Genomic DNA, 14561 nt, shown 5'->3' with positions numbered 1-14561 from the left:
TACGTCTAGAGTGGCGTGGTACGCGCAAGTCTTTACCGGCTCTTCATGTCCGGTGCTTGCTGGTTCTTGCTTCCACCAGGGGTGTGCGTGACGGCCGTCGAATCCCGTCCTGCGGGGGTGCTCGAGACGAGCGAAACGAGCTCCGGTCACCGGCCGTTCGGGGCCCGTGTCATGGCGTTCGTGGCGCTGACCAAGCCGCGCGTCATCGAATTGCTGTTGATGACGACCGTGCCGGTCATGTTCCTGGCCGCCCAGGGCGTCCCGGATCTGTGGCTGGTGGTCGCGACCTGTGTCGGCGGTTATCTGTCGGCCGGTGGCGCGGCCGCGTTCAACATGTATTACGACCGGGACATCGACGCGCTGATGGAGCGCACCGCGCAGCGCCCGCTCGTGACCGGCATGGTCTCGCCGCGCGAATGCCTCGTCTTCGCCTTCGCGCTCGCGGCGGGGTCGACGGCCTGGTTCTGGGCGCTGGTCAACCCGCTGTCCGCGATGCTGTCGCTCGGTGCGCTGGTCTTCTACGTCGTCGTCTACACGATGTGGCTCAAGCGGCGCACCTCGCAGAACATCGTGTGGGGCGGCATCGCGGGCTGTATGCCCGTCTTCATCGGCTGGTCCTCGGTGACCAATGAGGTCTCCTGGGCCGCCGTCATCCTCTTCCTCGTGATGTTCTTCTGGACGCCGCCGCACTACTGGCCGCTGTCGATGAAGGTCAAGGACGACTACGAGCGGGTGGGCGTGCCGATGCTGCCCGTCGTCGCGGGCAACAAGGTGGTCGCCAAGCAGATCGTCCTCTACAGCTGGGCCATGGTCGGCGTCTCCCTGCTGCTGTGGCCGCTGGGCTACACCGGCTGGTTCTACCCGGTCGTCGCGACGGTGCTCGGCGGATTCTGGCTCATGGAGGCGCATGCGCTCCAGGGGCGTGCCAAGGCCGAGATCACCGGCGCGAAACTCAAGGAGATGCGGCTGTTCCACTGGTCGATCACCTATGTGTCGCTGCTGTTCGTCGCCGTGGCCGTGGACCCTTTCCTGCGGTGATTACCGGCGGGTAGCATCGGCTGTATGGCAGACACCACCCAGCCGGAGCCGACGGAGAGCGGCGAGTCGGCCGCACAGCCTTCCGCGCCGGAAACAGCGTCGAAGCCCTCGAAGCCTTCGAAGGACGAGAAGCGGGCCGAGCGGCTCGCCCGCCAGATCACGGCCTTCGCCACCGGTCACGGCGGCAGCGCCGAGGGGCAGATCGCCCACATCGGGCGCGGCTCCGTCCGGATCGCCCTCGTCGGCGCCGACGGCGAATGGGGCGTTCTCGTCGCCCCCTCGCAGGAGAGCGCGCGGCGCGCGGCCGAGATCGCCGGGCTGACCCTCCAGGACGCCTTCGACGGCGAGCTCGCCGCCAAGGTCCGCACCGGTCCGTACGAGTGGGCGCGCATGGCGGGCATCCAGCTCGGCGGACCCGGCAACCCTCCGGCACCCGCCTCGTAGAACGCCTGAGAACGGGTCCGGCGACACCTCGCGCCCCTTCCGTCCGTTAAGCCCGTCGATGCCGGAGGGCGAGAGGCGGCGGCGATGCACGAGGCGACGGACTCCCCGAACACCCTGGGCCCGCCGACCGGCCCGGTCCCCCGGGACGGGCCGGGTCCGGTGGCGGGACCGATCACGCTGCCCCCGCTGGTCGACCAGCACAGCCACGGCACGGTCGACGGCGAGCTCGGCGTCGGCTCGTTCGAAACCCATCTGGCGGCCGCCGCCGGGTCGGGCGCGGCCCCGGCCGGCACCACCTTCTTCGACAGCTGGACCGGTCTGGCCGTGCGCCGCTGGTGCCCGCCGCTGCTGGGCATGGAGCCCCACTGCGCGCCCGTCAGCTATCTCGCCCGCCGCCGTGAGCTGGGCGCCTACCGCGCCGCGCGGCTGCTGCTGCGCGGCGCCGGTATCGGCACCTTCCTGCTGGAGTCCGGCGCCCGGGACGACCTCAGCACCGCCGAGGACCTGGCCGCGACCGCCGACGGCGCGGTCCATGAGGTGGTCCGCCTGGAGCCGCTGGCCGAGCAGGTCGCCGACACCTCCGGCACGGTCGACGCCTTCATCGGCAACACCGCCGAGGCGCTGTACGCGGCGGCCCAGCACGCGACCGCCTTCGCCATGGGGATCGCCTTCTGCGACGAGCTGCCGCCCGACCCGCGCGAGGTCCGGCGCGCCGCCGCCCGCTGGCTCGCGCTCACCGTACGCCCGGCGCGGGACCGCGCCCCCGACCCCGCGCTCGCCCAGCATCTGCTGTGGAGCGCCGTCGCCACCGGCCTGCCGGTGCAGCTGCACTGCGCCGATCCGCAGTCGCTCGTCGGCTTCCTGCGCGCCACGGCGGGCTTCGGCACCGATCTGGTGCTGCTGCCCGACCGGCCGCACCACCGGCGGGCGGCCCAGCTCGCCGCGGCCTTCCCGCATGTCTACGCGGACGCCGGGCCGCGGCCCGGGGAGACCCTGGGCGAGGCACCGTTCGGCAAGCTGCTCTTCTCGACGGGCGCGCGGGGGCTGCCCGAGCTGTATGTGACCGCGTCCCGGCTCTTCGGCCAGGCCATGGCCCGGCTGGCGGACGAGTGGGTCGGCGAGGAGATCTGCACCCGGGCCGAGGCCCAGCGGATCGCCGGGCTGGTCGCGGCCGGGACCGCGCGCCGCGTCTACCGGCTGGACGCGGCCGGCTCGGGCTGAACGGTCTCGTGGTCGCCGGTGGGGGCGGGGACGGCCGCCGGCAGCGCGGCGCGCTCGCGCTGGGCGAGCAGCACCCGCAGCACCGCGATCCACACCAGGCAGGAGCCGAGCATATGGATGCCGACGACGACCTCGGGCAGATGGGTGAAGTACTGCACGTACCCGACCACGCCCTGCAGGAGCAGGACGACGAGCAGCTCCAGGACCGTACGGCGCTGGGCGGCCGGGGCCTTCACGGCCCGCAGCGTGAACCACAGGGCCACGGTGAGGCCCAGCACGATGTAGACGAAGTCCACGTGGAGCTGGGTGATCTCTTGCCAGTTCAGCGGGATGCGGTGCACCTTACGGGCGTCACCGGCGTGCGGACCCGCGCCGGTGACCACGGTGCCGATGACGATGAGCGCGCCGGTGGCGGCGATCAGCAACCGGGTCAGCTGGCGCACCGGCACGGCCACGAGGTCGCGCGGCCCGGCGTCGCCCTCGCGCGCCCGCCACCAGGTCACCACGGCGACCGTGAGCAGCACGGAGGACAGCAGGAAGTGCGAGCTGACGATGTACGGGTTGAGGCCGGTGAGCACCGTGATGCCGCCGACCACGGCGTTGCCCATGACGATCCAGAACTGGGCCCAGCCGAGCCGGGTCAGCGAGGTGCGCACGGGCGTACGGGCGCGGGCGGCGATGATCAACAGCCCCACGACCGCACAGAGGACGTACGTCAGCATGCGATTGCTGAACTCGATGACGCCGTTGATCCCCATTTCAGCGGTCGGCGTCAGGCTCCCGGAGGTGCACTTGGGCCAGGTGTCACAGCCCAGCCCGGACTGGGTGAGCCGGACCGCCCCGCCGGTCACGACGATGACCACGGCCATCACCACGGTGGCCAGCGCGGCCCGCTCCACGAAGCGCGCGGAGGGCTGCCAGCGCCGGGCGATCAGCTCGAACGGATTCAGCGAATTCGGCACGCGCCCATCCTAGGCCGCCGCTTGTGCAGCTTTTCACGAGGGGTAGTGCTTCGGTAAAGCCCCAGCTCGCAGAGGTGTTCGGGCTACTCCCAGCGGGGGCCGCTCCAGCGGAAGCTGCTCCCGGCGGAAGCTGCTCCCGACGGAAGCTGCTCCCGGCGGAAGCTACTCCCAGCGGAAGAAGCGCGCCGCCGCGCCCAGCCCCAGCACCGCCCACACCGCCAGGATCCCCAGATCCCGCCACGGCATCCCGCCCCCGTCCTGGAGGACGTCCCGCAGCCCGCCCGAGAGCGCCGAGATCGGCAGCAGCTCCAGCGCGCCGCGCACCGCGCCCGGGAACTTGTCGAGCGATACGATCACCCCGCCGGCGACGAGCAGCAGCAGGAAGACCAGGTTGGCGGCGGCCAGGGTCGCCTCGGCCTTGAGGGTGCCCGCCATCAGCAGCCCGAGGCCGGAGAACGCCGCGGTGCCGAGGATCAGCAGCAGCGCCACGGAGAGCGGGTCGCCGTGCGGCGACCAGCCCAGCGCCAGCGCGATCGCGGTCAGCAGCACGATCTGCAGGACCTCGGTGACCAGCACCGCGAGGGTCTTGGCGGTCATCAGTCCCCACCGCGGCAGCGGTGAGACGGCGAGCCGCTTGAGCACGCCGTAGCGCCGCTCGAAGCCGGTGGCGATGGCCTGTCCGGTGAACGCCGTGGACAGCACGGCGAGCGCCAGCACGCCGGGCGTCAGGAAGTCCACGGTGCTGCCGTCGGCGCCCGTGTCGACGATGTCGACGGTGCTGAAGAGCACCAGCAGCAGGGACGGGATGACGACGGTCAGCAGCAGCTGCTCGCCGTTGCGCAGCAGCATCCGGGTCTCCAGCGCGACCTGCGCCCGGATCATCCTCATCAGCGGGGCCGCCCCCGGCTTGGGGAGAAAAGTGCCCGTGGCGGTCACGCTCGCAGCTCCTTACCGGTGAGCTCCAGGAAGACGTCCTCGAGGGTGTGCCGCTCAACCGAGATCCGGTCCGGCAGCACACCGTTCTGCGCACACCAGGAGGTGACGGTGGCCAGCATCTGGGGGTCGACCTTGCCGGTGACGCGGTACGAGCCGGGGGTCAGCTCGGCGGCCGTGGAGTCGGCGGGCAGCGCCTTGAGGAGCGAGGCCAGGTCGAGTGCGGGGCGGCCGCCGAAGCGCAGGGTGTTCTCGGCGCCGCCCCGGCACAGCTCCTCGGGGCTGCCCCGGGCGATCACCTTGCCGCCGTCGATGATCGCCACATCGTCGGCGAGCTGCTCGGCCTCGTCCATGTAGTGGGTGGTCAGCATCACGGTGACCCCGTCGTCCCGCAGATCGCGGATGAGGTCCCAGGTGGCGCGGCGGGCCTGTGGGTCGAGCCCGGCGGTCGGCTCGTCGAGGAAGACCAGCTCGGGGCGGCCGACGACGGCCATGGCGAGCGCGAGCCGCTGCTGCTGGCCGCCGGAGAGCCGCCGGTAGGCGGTCCGGCCGCAGGAGGCGAGGCCGAGCCGGTCGATCAGCAGGTCGACGTCGACCGGATGAGCGTGCAGGGAGGCGGTGTGGCGCAGCATCTCTTCTGCGCGCGCGCCGGAATAAACGCCTCCGGACTGCAGCATCACTCCGACCCGGGGGCGCAGCGCGGGGGCGTCCGCGACCGGGTCGAGCCCGAATATCCGGACCGTGCCGGCGTCGGGGCGGCGGTATCCCTCGCAGGTCTCGACGGTGGTGGTCTTACCGGCTCCGTTGGGGCCGAGAACGGCGGTCACGGCGCCCCGGTCCACGGACAGGTCGAGCCCGTCGACCGCGGTCTTCGGGCCGTACCGCTTGACCAGGCCGACGATGTCGACCGCGGGCTCTTCTCGCATGTCCGGCAGTCTACGAATCGCCGGGCCCCCTGTGGGCGGCAGGGCCGGAAGCCGCGGTGCCCGCCGCCCGGCCGCGAAGGCGTCGCCGCAGGTGAAACCGGGGCGCGGGGTCCTCTCGGACTTAGGTACACCTAAGTGACGTACCCCACCGGGCCTGCGGATCTCCCCGCTTGTGCCGCGCCGGGGAATTACGCAACAATGGCGTTGTGAAATACGCGAGCGAGGCTCCGAACGAACGCGCGGCCGAACTGGCCGCGCGGTCCGGCGCGCCCGCATCCGCGCCGGAAGAGCAGCACGGCACCCGCAACCGGGTCGCGCGCTCCATCCTCGACCATGGTCCCTCCACCGCGGCGGAGCTCGCCCTGCGGCTGGAGCTGACCCAGGCGGCCGTCCGCCGCCACCTGGACACCCTCGTCGCCGACGGCGTCGTCGAGCCCCGCGAGAAGAGGGTGTACGGGGCGCGGGGGCGCGGCCGCCCGGCCAAGGTCTTCGCGCTCACCGACTGCGGCCGCGACGCCTTCGACCAGGCTTACGACAAGCTCGCCGTCGACGCCCTGCACTGGATAGAGCAGAGCGCCGGAGGCGGCGAGGCGGGCCGTGCCGCGGTCGCCGCGTTCGCCCGCGCCAGGCTCGCCGCCCAGGCGGAGGGATACCGCGGCACCGTCGAGGCCGCCGCCCCCGGCCGCCGCGCCGAAGCCCTCGCCGACGCGCTCTCCGCGGACGGGTACGCTGCTACGGCGCGCAGCGCGCCGGTCGGCGAACAGCTCTGCCAGCACCACTGCCCGGTCGCCCACGCAGCCGAGCGATATCCGCAGCTGTGTGAGGCGGAGACCGAGGTCTTCTCCCAGCTGCTCGGAACTCATGTGCAGCGTCTGGCCACCATCGCCCATGGCGACGGAGTGTGCACGACGTTCATTCCGAAGACCGGCAAGGTCGAGAAGACCGACACCAGCACCACCAAGACCACCACCGCATCTGCCAGCACGGCCGGGAGGAACCCCGAATGACTCTCCCCACGGAGACCGCTCACCCCGAGCTTGAAGGCCTGGGCAACTACGAGTACGGCTGGGCCGACTCCGACGTGGCCGGCGCCTCGGCCAAGCGCGGCCTCTCCGAGGAGGTCGTACGCGACATCTCGGGGAAGAAGTCCGAGCCGGAGTGGATGCTCAAGCTCCGCCTCAAGGGCCTGAAGCTCTTCGGCAAGAAGCCCATGCCCACCTGGGGCTCGGACCTGTCGGGCATCGACTTCGACAACATCAAGTACTTCGTCCGCTCCACCGAGCAGCAGGCCGCCACGTGGGACGACCTGCCCGAGGACATCAAGAACACGTACGACAAGCTGGGTATCCCGGAGGCCGAGAAGCAGCGCCTCGTCGCGGGTGTCGCGGCCCAGTACGAGTCCGAGGTCGTCTACCACCAGATCCGTGAGGACCTGGAGGAGCAGGGCGTCATCTTCCTGGACACCGACACCGCGCTCAAGGAGCACCCGGAGCTGTTCCAGGAGTACTTCGGCACCGTGATCCCGGCGGGCGACAACAAGTTCGCCTCGCTGAACACGGCGGTCTGGTCCGGCGGCTCGTTCATCTACGTGCCGAAGGGCGTGCACGTGGAGATCCCGCTGCAGGCGTACTTCCGGATCAACACCGAGAACATGGGCCAGTTCGAGCGGACGCTGATCATCGTCGACGAGGACGCCTACGTCCACTACGTCGAGGGCTGCACCGCGCCGATCTACAAGTCGGACTCGCTGCACTCCGCGGTCGTCGAGATCATCGTCAAGAAGGGCGCCCGCTGCCGCTACACGACCATCCAGAACTGGTCGAACAACGTCTACAACCTGGTCACCAAGCGCGCCGTGGCCTACGAGGGCGCGACCATGGAGTGGGTCGACGGCAACATCGGCTCCAAGGTGACCATGAAGTACCCCGCCGTCTACCTGATGGGTGAGCACGCCAAGGGCGAGACCCTGTCCATCGCCTTCGCGGGCGAGGGCCAGCACCAGGACGCGGGCGCCAAGATGGTCCACATGGCCCCCCGCACCTCGTCGAACATCGTCTCCAAGTCGGTGGCGCGCGGCGGCGGCCGCACCTCCTACCGCGGTCTGATCGAGATCGGCGAGGGCGCCGAGGGCTCCAAGTCCAATGTGCTCTGTGACGCCCTGCTCGTCGACACGATCTCCCGCTCGGACACCTACCCGTATGTGGACGTCCGCGAGGACGACGTGTCCATGGGCCATGAGGCGACCGTCTCCAAGGTCAGCGACGACCAGCTCTTCTACCTGATGAGCCGCGGTCTGTCCGAGGACGAGGCCATGGCGATGATCGTGCGCGGCTTCGTCGAGCCGATCGCGCGCGAGCTGCCCATGGAGTACGCGCTGGAGCTCAACCGGCTGATCGAGCTGCAGATGGAGGGCGCGGTCGGCTGACGCCACCCCCTTCCGGCCCCGGCGGGGGCGCCGTCCTCCGCCCGGGCATCCCGTTCAGGCCCATCAGGCAGAAAGAGAGCAGTACGACAGCCATGGCTGAAACCATCCCGGCCGGATCCACCACGGACGGCGTCATCCAGGTGGGCCAGCCCACCGATGCCCGGGTGAGCGCGCCCGCGTCGTACGACGTGGCCGACTTCCCGGTGCCCCATGGCCGCGAGGAGGACTGGCGGTTCACCCCCCTGGAGCGGCTGCGCGGTCTCCATGACGGCACGGCTGTCGCCGACGGCGGCGTCAAGGTCGAGGTGACCGCCCCCGAGGGCGTCACGGTCGAGACCGTGGGCCGTGACGACGCACGCCTGGGGAAGGCCGGCAAGCCGGTGGACCGGGTGGCGGCCCAGGCGTACAGCTCCTTCGAGAAGGCGTCGGTCGTCTCGGTGCCCAAGGAGACGGTGCTCACCGAGCCGGTGCGGATCGCCGTGCACGGCGAGGGCGGCACCGCCTTCGGCCACCAGGTGGTCGAGGTCGGCGCGTTCGCCGAGGCGGTCGTGGTCATCGACCACACCGGTGACGCCACCCTCGCCGCCAATGTGGAGTACCTGATCGGCGACGGCGCCAAGCTCACCGTGGTCTCGGTCCAGGACTGGGACGACACCGCGGTCCACGTCGGTCAGCACACCGCGCTGGTCGGCCGGGACGCCACCTTCAAGTCCGTGGTCGTCACCTTCGGCGGCGATCTGGTGCGGCTCCACCCGCGCGTCGTCTACGGCGCCCCGGGCGGTGAGGCCGAGCTGTACGGCGTGTACTTCACCGACAACGGCCAGCACCAGGAGCACCGGCTCTTCATCGACCACGACACCCCGCACTGCCGGAGCAACGTGGCCTACAAGGGCGCGCTGCAGGGCGCCGAGGCGCACGCGGTGTGGATCGGCGATGTGCTGATCCGGGCCGCCGCGGAGGGCACCGACACCTACGAGCTCAACCGGAACCTGGTCCTCACCGACGGCGCCCGGGTCGACTCGGTGCCGAACCTGGAGATCGAGACCGGTGAGATCGTCGGCGCCGGTCACGCGAGCGCGACCGGCCGCTTCGAGGACGAGCAGCTCTTCTACCTGATGGCGCGCGGCATCCCGGCCGACGAGGCCCGCCGTCTGGTGGTCCGCGGCTTCTTCGCCGAGCTGGTCCAGCAGATCGGGATCCCCGATCTGGAGGAGCGGCTCATCGCCAAGATCGAGGCCGAACTGGAGGCGTCCGTAGGATGACCCCGACCTTCGTACGCGCCTGTGCGCTGGACGAACTCGAGGACGACACCCCCAAGCGGGTCGAGCTCGAGGGCGTGCCCGTGGCACTGGTGCGCACCGAGGGCGAGGTGTTCGCGGTCAGCGACATCTGCTCGCATGCGAACGTCTCGCTGTCCGAGGGCGAGGTGGAGGACTGCCAGATCGAGTGCTGGCTGCACGGCTCCAGCTTCGACCTGCGCACCGGCAAGCCGTCCGGCCTCCCCGCGACGCGGCCGGTCCCCGTATACCCCGTAAAGATCGAAGGGGACGATGTGCTCGTCTCCGTCACCCAGGAGTCCTGAGGCACCCATGGCCACGCTTGAGATCCACGACCTGCACGTTTCCGTCGACGCCGAGGGCGGTCCCCGCGAGATCCTGCGCGGTGTCGACCTGACCGTGAAGCAGGGCGAGACGCACGCCATCATGGGCCCCAACGGCTCCGGCAAGTCCACCCTCGCCTACTCGCTCGCCGGGCACCCGAAGTACACGATCACCGGCGGCACCGTGACGCTGGACGGCGAGGACGTGCTCGCGATGTCCGTCGACGAGCGCGCCCGCGCCGGTGTCTTCCTCGCCATGCAGTACCCGGTCGAGGTGCCCGGTGTCTCCGTCTCCAACTTCCTGCGCACCTCCGCGACCGCGATCCGCGGCGAGGCGCCCAAGCTGCGCACCTGGGTGAAGGAGGTCAAGGAGGCCATGGAGCGCCTCAACATCGACCCGTCCTTCGCCGAGCGGAATGTGAACGAGGGCTTCTCCGGCGGTGAGAAGAAGCGCCACGAGATCCTCCAGCTGGAGCTGCTGAAGCCGGCCATCGCGATCCTCGACGAGACCGACTCCGGCCTCGACGTCGACGCGCTGCGGGTGGTCTCCGAGGGCGTCAACCGGGTCCGTGAGGCGGGCCAGGTCGGCACCCTGCTGATCACCCACTACACCCGCATCCTGCGGTACATCAAGCCCGACCACGTCCACGTCTTCGCGGCGGGCCGGATCGCCGAGTCCGGCGGCCCGGAGCTGGCCGACAAGCTGGAAGAAGAGGGCTACGAGGCGTACGTGAAGGGAGGCGCATCCGAGTGACGCAGCTGCCGGGCCTCCTCGACACCGAGGCGATCCGCAAGGACTTCCCGATCCTGGACCGTGTCGTCCATGACGGCAAGAAGCTCGTCTACCTGGACAACGCGGCGACGTCGCAGAAGCCGCGCCAGGTGCTGGACGTGCTCAACGACTACTACGAGCGCTCCAACGCCAATGTGCACCGCGGCGTCCATATGCTCGCCGAGGAGGCCACGGAGCTGTACGAGGGCGCCCGCGACAAGGTCGCCGCCTTCATCAACGCTCCCAGCCGCGACGAGGTGATCTTCACCAAGAACGCCTCGGAGTCGCTGAACCTGGTCGCCAACATGCTCGGCTGGGCCGACGAGCCCTACCGCGTGGACCAGGAAACCGAGATCGTCATCACCGAGATGGAGCACCACTCCAACATCGTTCCGTGGCAGCTGCTCTCGCAGCGCACCGGCGCGAAGCTGAAGTGGTTCGGCCTCACCGAGGACGGCCGGCTCGACCTGTCGGAGATAGAGCAGGTCATCACCGAGAAGACCAAGGTCGTCTCGTTCGTGCTGGTCTCCAACATCCTCGGCACGGTCAACCCGGTCGAGGCGATCGTCCGCCGCGCCCAGGACGTCGGCGCCCTGGTGGTGATCGACGCCTCCCAGGCCGCCCCGCACATGCTGCTGGACGTGCAGGCGCTCCAGGCCGACTTCGTGGCCTTCACCGGCCACAAGATGTGCGGCCCGACCGGCATCGGTGTGCTGTGGGGCCGCCAGGAGCTGCTGGAGGACCTGCCTCCGTTCCTCGGCGGCGGCGAGATGATCGAGACCGTCTCGATGCACTCGTCCACCTACGCCCCGGCGCCGCACAAGTTCGAGGCCGGTACGCCCCCGATCGCCCAGGCCGTCGGCCTCGGCGCGGCCGTGGACTACCTCACCTCGATCGGCATGGACAACATCACCCGCCATGAGCACGCCCTCACGCACTACGCGGTCGGCAGGCTCCTGGAGGTGCCGGACCTGCGCATCATCGGCCCCACCACGGCCGAGGAGCGCGGCGCCACGATCTCCTTCACGCTCGGCGACATCCACCCCCACGATGTGGGCCAGGTGCTCGACGAGCAGGGAATCGCGGTCCGGGTCGGCCACCACTGCGCCCGCCCCGTATGCCTGCGCTATGGAATTCCGGCGACCACCCGAGCGTCGTTCTATCTGTACTCCACTCCGGCCGAGGTCGACGCCTTGGTGGAGGGCCTGGAGCACGTACGGAACTTCTTCGGGTAGGGGCGTGCCGCGTGAAGCTGGATTCGATGTACCAGGACGTGATCCTGGACCACTACAAGAACCCCCATGGACGGGGCCTGAGGGACGGCGACGCAGAGGTACACCATGTCAATCCGACCTGCGGTGACGAGATCACGCTCCGGGTGCGGCTTGACGGCGAGACCATCGAGGACGTGAGCTACGAGGGCCAGGGCTGTTCCATCAGCCAGGCCAGCGCCTCCGTGCTCAATGAGCTGCTGGTGGGCAAGGAGCTGGCCGAGGCCCGCAGGATCCAGGAGACCTTCCTGCAGCTGATGCAGTCCAAGGGCAAGGCCGAGCCGGACGACGCCATGGAGGAGGTGCTGGAGGACGCGATCGCGTTCGCCGGTGTCTCCAAGTACCCGGCCCGTGTGAAATGCGCCCTGCTGAGCTGGATGGCATGGAAGGACGCCACGGCACAGGCACTGGGTGAGACCGCCGGAGGGAAGACCGCATGAGTGACAACGTGACCACCACCAAGCCCGCCAGCGAGGAAGAGGTCCGCGAGGCCCTGTACGACGTCGTGGACCCCGAGCTGGGCATCGACGTGGTCAACCTCGGGCTGATCTACGGCATTCACATCGACGACGCCAATATCGCGACGATCGACATGACGCTGACCTCGGCGGCGTGTCCGCTGACCGACGTCATCGAGGACCAGGCCAAGTCCGCGACCGACGGCATCGTCAACGAGCTACGGATCAACTGGGTCTGGATGCCGCCGTGGGGCCCGGACAAGATCACTGACGATGGACGTGAGCAGCTGCGCGCCCTTGGCTTCAACGTCTGACGTCTCGCCTCCTGGGCTTGTGTGAGCGGCCCCCGCGCTTCGGCGCGGGGGCCCTTCGCATGTTCCGGGGCTGGTGGGACTCGCGTTACGTACGACCGTACGCATCGTTGTGTACGCTTGTACGCATGGGATATGTGATGCTCTCCGGAGCGATCCTGGCCGAGATCCTGGCCACCACCTCGATGAAGTACAGCGATGGCTTCAGCAAGCTATGGCCCTCGCTGGCCACCGGAGCGGGCTATCTGATCGCCTTCGCCCTGCTCGCCCAGACCCTCAAGACGGTGTCCGTCGGCACCGCGTACGCCATATGGGCCGGAGCCGGTACGGCCCTCATCGCGGTGATCGGCATGCTCTTCCTGGGGGAGGCGGCCACCGCCGCCAAGGTGATCGGGGTGCTGCTGGTGGTCGCCGGGGTGATCGTGCTCAACCTCGGCGGGGCCCACTGATGGGGCGCCGCTACGACCCCGACCGGCGGCAGCGGATCATCGACGCCGCGGCCGCCGTGGTCCGCGAGCGTGGCATCGCGGGGCTCGGCCACCGGGCCGTGGCCGCCGCGGCCGATGTGCCGCTGGGCTCGACGACCTACCATTTCGCGACCCTCGACGATCTGCTGATCGCGGCGCTCCGCCAGATCAACGCGGAGTGGCTGGCGGAGGTGGAGAGCTGGGTGGAGGGCGTCGATCCGGCCGCGCCGCCGGCGGACGAACTGGCCCGGTGGCTGGAGGATCAGCTCACGGGCGAACGGGCGCGGATGGAGCTGGAGTACGAGCTGTACTTCGCCGCGTTGCGCCATGAGGGGCTGCGTCCGCTCGCCGCCGAGTGCCTGGACGAGATGGCCCGGATGCTGACACGACTGGTGCCCGAAGCGGCCACGGCGCGCGCCGTGGTGGCTCTGATCGACGGACTGACCCTGCAGGTGCTGCTGGCGGACCGCCCGTACGACCGGGAGGGCACCCGCGCGGCGCTGGAGCGGCTCATGGGTGGAGACGGCGATGACGGGGAGCCGGGGGCCGCTCGCCGACGCCGCATGACGAGCCCCCCGGGCTCGCCCGCTGAGACCGGTTCGCCTCCCGGCCCCGCCTCCGGTTAGCGTTCTGACCATGACCGATGCATCCACCACCGCCCCCACCGGCGCCGTCGCCGCCGGTCTCGCCACCCTCACCGAGGACGGCACCGTTCTGGACACCTGGTTCCCGGCCCCCGAGCTGGCCGCCGAGCCCGGCCCGGCCGGAACCGAGCGGCTCGACGCCGAGCGGACCGCGCAGCTGCTGGGCGAGAGCGCCCTCAAGGCGGTCGGGCCGGACCCCCGGCGCGGCGTCGAGGTCGTCGCCGTCCGCACGGTCATCGCCTCGCTGGACGAGAAGCCGCTGGACGCGCACGACGTCTATCTGCGGCTGCATCTGCTCAGCCACCGGCTGGTCAAGCCGCACGGCCTGAGCCTGGACGGCCAGTTCGGCCTGCTGGCCAACGTCGCCTGGACCTCGCTCGGCCCCGTCGCCGCCGACCAGGTGGAGCGGGCCCGGCTGGCCGCCCGCGCCGAGGGGCTGCACCTGTCGGTGACCAGTGTCGACAAGTTCCCCCGGATGACCGACTACGTCGTCCCCGCCGGCGTCCGCATCGGCGACGCCGACCGGGTCCGCCTCGGCGCGCACCTCGCCCCCGGGACCACGGTCATGCACGAGGGCTTCGTCAACTTCAACGCCGGCACGCTGGGCACCTCCATGGTCGAGGGCCGGATCAGCGCGGGCGTCGTGGTCGGCGACGGCTCCGACATCGGCGGCGGCGCCTCGATCATGGGCACCCTCTCCGGCGGCGGCAAGCAGACGATCACCATCGGCGAGCGCTGCCTGCTCGGCGCCGAGGCGGGCCTGGGCATTCCGCTCGGCGACGACTGCATCGTCGAGGCGGGGCTGTATGTGACGGCGGGCACCCGCGTCACCCTGCCGGATGGCAAGATCGCCAAGGCCCTGGAGCTCTCCGGCGCGGACAACCTCCTCTTCCGCCGCAACTCCATCACCGGCGCGGTCGAGGCGCTGCCCCGCACCGGTTCCTGGGGCGGGCTGAACGAGGCGCTGCACAGCCACAACTGATCAACGGCGGACAGCCGCAACTGATCAACGGCGGACAGCCGCAACTGATCAACGCTGGTACGGCGGCGGCCCGGTGGGGGACCACCTTCCCCACCGGGCCGCTGCAT

17 protein-coding genes are annotated in these 14561 nt (G+C 70.3%); 14 read left to right on the top strand and 3 right to left on the bottom strand.

What is annotated here, in order from left to right; all coding sequences use genetic code 11:
• The first annotated feature begins 87 nt into the window (after nucleotides 1-87).
• The 3 genes from AS97_RS13605 to AS97_RS13595 all read left to right on the top strand — a co-directional run bounded on the left by AS97_RS13605 (nucleotide 88) and on the right by AS97_RS13595 (nucleotide 2703).
• Nucleotides 88-1038 (top strand): heme o synthase, encoded by a 951-nt coding sequence (locus AS97_RS13605; protein WP_059144920.1) that lies wholly within the window; start codon nucleotides 88-90, stop codon nucleotides 1036-1038.
• Nucleotides 1039-1062: 24 nt separating this feature from the next.
• A complete protein-coding gene (locus AS97_RS13600; RefSeq protein WP_059144919.1) occupies nucleotides 1063-1482 on the top strand; it encodes a hypothetical protein in 420 nt (139 codons plus the stop codon).
• Between the two features lie 84 nt (nucleotides 1483-1566).
• Complete coding sequence (locus AS97_RS13595) at nucleotides 1567-2703, top strand: amidohydrolase (protein ID WP_236669739.1); 1137 nt, start codon at nucleotides 1567-1569, stop codon at nucleotides 2701-2703.
• Here the strand turns inward: AS97_RS13595 and AS97_RS13590 are convergent.
• From AS97_RS13590 to AS97_RS13580, 3 genes are all read right to left on the bottom strand, one after another.
• Complete coding sequence (locus AS97_RS13590; protein ID WP_210564960.1) at nucleotides 2673-3665, bottom strand: COX15/CtaA family protein; 993 nt, start codon at nucleotides 3663-3665, stop codon at nucleotides 2673-2675. The genes AS97_RS13595 and AS97_RS13590 overlap by 31 nt on opposite strands.
• A gap of 162 nt (nucleotides 3666-3827) precedes the next feature.
• Nucleotides 3828-4601: an ABC transporter permease gene (locus AS97_RS13585; protein ID WP_210564958.1), complete on the bottom strand. Its 774-nt coding sequence runs from the start codon at nucleotides 4599-4601 to the stop codon at nucleotides 3828-3830.
• On the bottom strand, nucleotides 4598-5524 hold the full coding sequence (locus tag AS97_RS13580; protein ID WP_059144916.1) for an ABC transporter ATP-binding protein: 927 nt from the start codon (nucleotides 5522-5524) through the stop codon (nucleotides 4598-4600). Before AS97_RS13580 ends, AS97_RS13585 begins: the two co-directional genes overlap by 4 nt.
• A gap of 206 nt (nucleotides 5525-5730) precedes the next feature.
• Here AS97_RS13580 and AS97_RS13575 point away from each other — a divergent pair, with 206 nt between their 5' ends.
• From AS97_RS13575 to dapD, 11 genes are all read left to right on the top strand, one after another.
• Entirely contained in the window at nucleotides 5731-6531 is an 801-nt protein-coding gene (locus AS97_RS13575; protein ID WP_059144915.1) for an ArsR family transcriptional regulator, read from the top strand.
• A complete protein-coding gene (gene sufB, locus AS97_RS13570) occupies nucleotides 6528-7949 on the top strand; it encodes a Fe-S cluster assembly protein SufB (RefSeq protein ID WP_059144914.1) in 1422 nt (473 codons plus the stop codon). Before AS97_RS13575 ends, sufB begins: the two co-directional genes overlap by 4 nt.
• Nucleotides 7950-8041: 92 nt before the next feature.
• Nucleotides 8042-9211, top strand: a complete 1170-nt coding sequence (gene sufD, locus AS97_RS13565) for a Fe-S cluster assembly protein SufD (protein WP_059144913.1) — start codon at nucleotides 8042-8044, stop codon at nucleotides 9209-9211.
• Nucleotides 9208-9531 carry a non-heme iron oxygenase ferredoxin subunit gene (locus AS97_RS13560; RefSeq protein ID WP_059144912.1) on the top strand — a complete coding sequence of 108 codons (324 nt, stop codon included), beginning with the start codon at nucleotides 9208-9210 and terminating at the stop codon, nucleotides 9529-9531. The genes sufD and AS97_RS13560 overlap by 4 nt, the downstream gene beginning before the upstream one ends.
• Nucleotides 9532-9538: 7 nt before the next feature.
• Nucleotides 9539-10303 (top strand): Fe-S cluster assembly ATPase SufC, encoded by a 765-nt coding sequence (gene sufC, locus AS97_RS13555; protein ID WP_059144911.1) that lies wholly within the window; start codon nucleotides 9539-9541, stop codon nucleotides 10301-10303.
• Complete coding sequence (locus AS97_RS13550) at nucleotides 10300-11556, top strand: cysteine desulfurase (protein ID WP_059144910.1); 1257 nt, start codon at nucleotides 10300-10302, stop codon at nucleotides 11554-11556. Before sufC ends, AS97_RS13550 begins: the two co-directional genes overlap by 4 nt.
• Nucleotides 11557-11567: 11 nt before the next feature.
• A complete protein-coding gene (sufU, locus tag AS97_RS13545; RefSeq protein ID WP_059144909.1) occupies nucleotides 11568-12032 on the top strand; it encodes a Fe-S cluster assembly sulfur transfer protein SufU in 465 nt (154 codons plus the stop codon).
• Nucleotides 12029-12364 carry a metal-sulfur cluster assembly factor gene (locus AS97_RS13540; protein WP_059144908.1) on the top strand — a complete coding sequence of 112 codons (336 nt, stop codon included), beginning with the start codon at nucleotides 12029-12031 and terminating at the stop codon, nucleotides 12362-12364. Before sufU ends, AS97_RS13540 begins: the two co-directional genes overlap by 4 nt.
• Nucleotides 12365-12489: 125 nt before the next feature.
• Nucleotides 12490-12810, top strand: coding sequence for a multidrug efflux SMR transporter (locus tag AS97_RS13535; RefSeq protein ID WP_059144907.1), 321 nt, complete (start codon nucleotides 12490-12492; stop codon nucleotides 12808-12810).
• Complete coding sequence (locus tag AS97_RS13530; protein ID WP_247204360.1) at nucleotides 12810-13454, top strand: TetR family transcriptional regulator; 645 nt, start codon at nucleotides 12810-12812, stop codon at nucleotides 13452-13454. Before AS97_RS13535 ends, AS97_RS13530 begins: the two co-directional genes overlap by 1 nt.
• Nucleotides 13455-13464: 10 nt before the next feature.
• Nucleotides 13465-14454 carry a 2,3,4,5-tetrahydropyridine-2,6-dicarboxylate N-succinyltransferase gene (gene dapD, locus AS97_RS13525; RefSeq protein ID WP_059144906.1) on the top strand — a complete coding sequence of 330 codons (990 nt, stop codon included), beginning with the start codon at nucleotides 13465-13467 and terminating at the stop codon, nucleotides 14452-14454.
• The last annotated feature ends 107 nt before the right edge of the window (nucleotides 14455-14561 follow it).

The sequence above is a fragment of the Streptomyces sp. AgN23 genome, from assembly GCF_001598115.1.
Taxonomy (GTDB): domain Bacteria; phylum Actinomycetota; class Actinomycetes; order Streptomycetales; family Streptomycetaceae; genus Streptomyces; species Streptomyces antimycoticus.
Note: the sequence above shows the minus strand (reverse complement) of the source record. Positions and strands in the feature narration are given on the sequence as shown.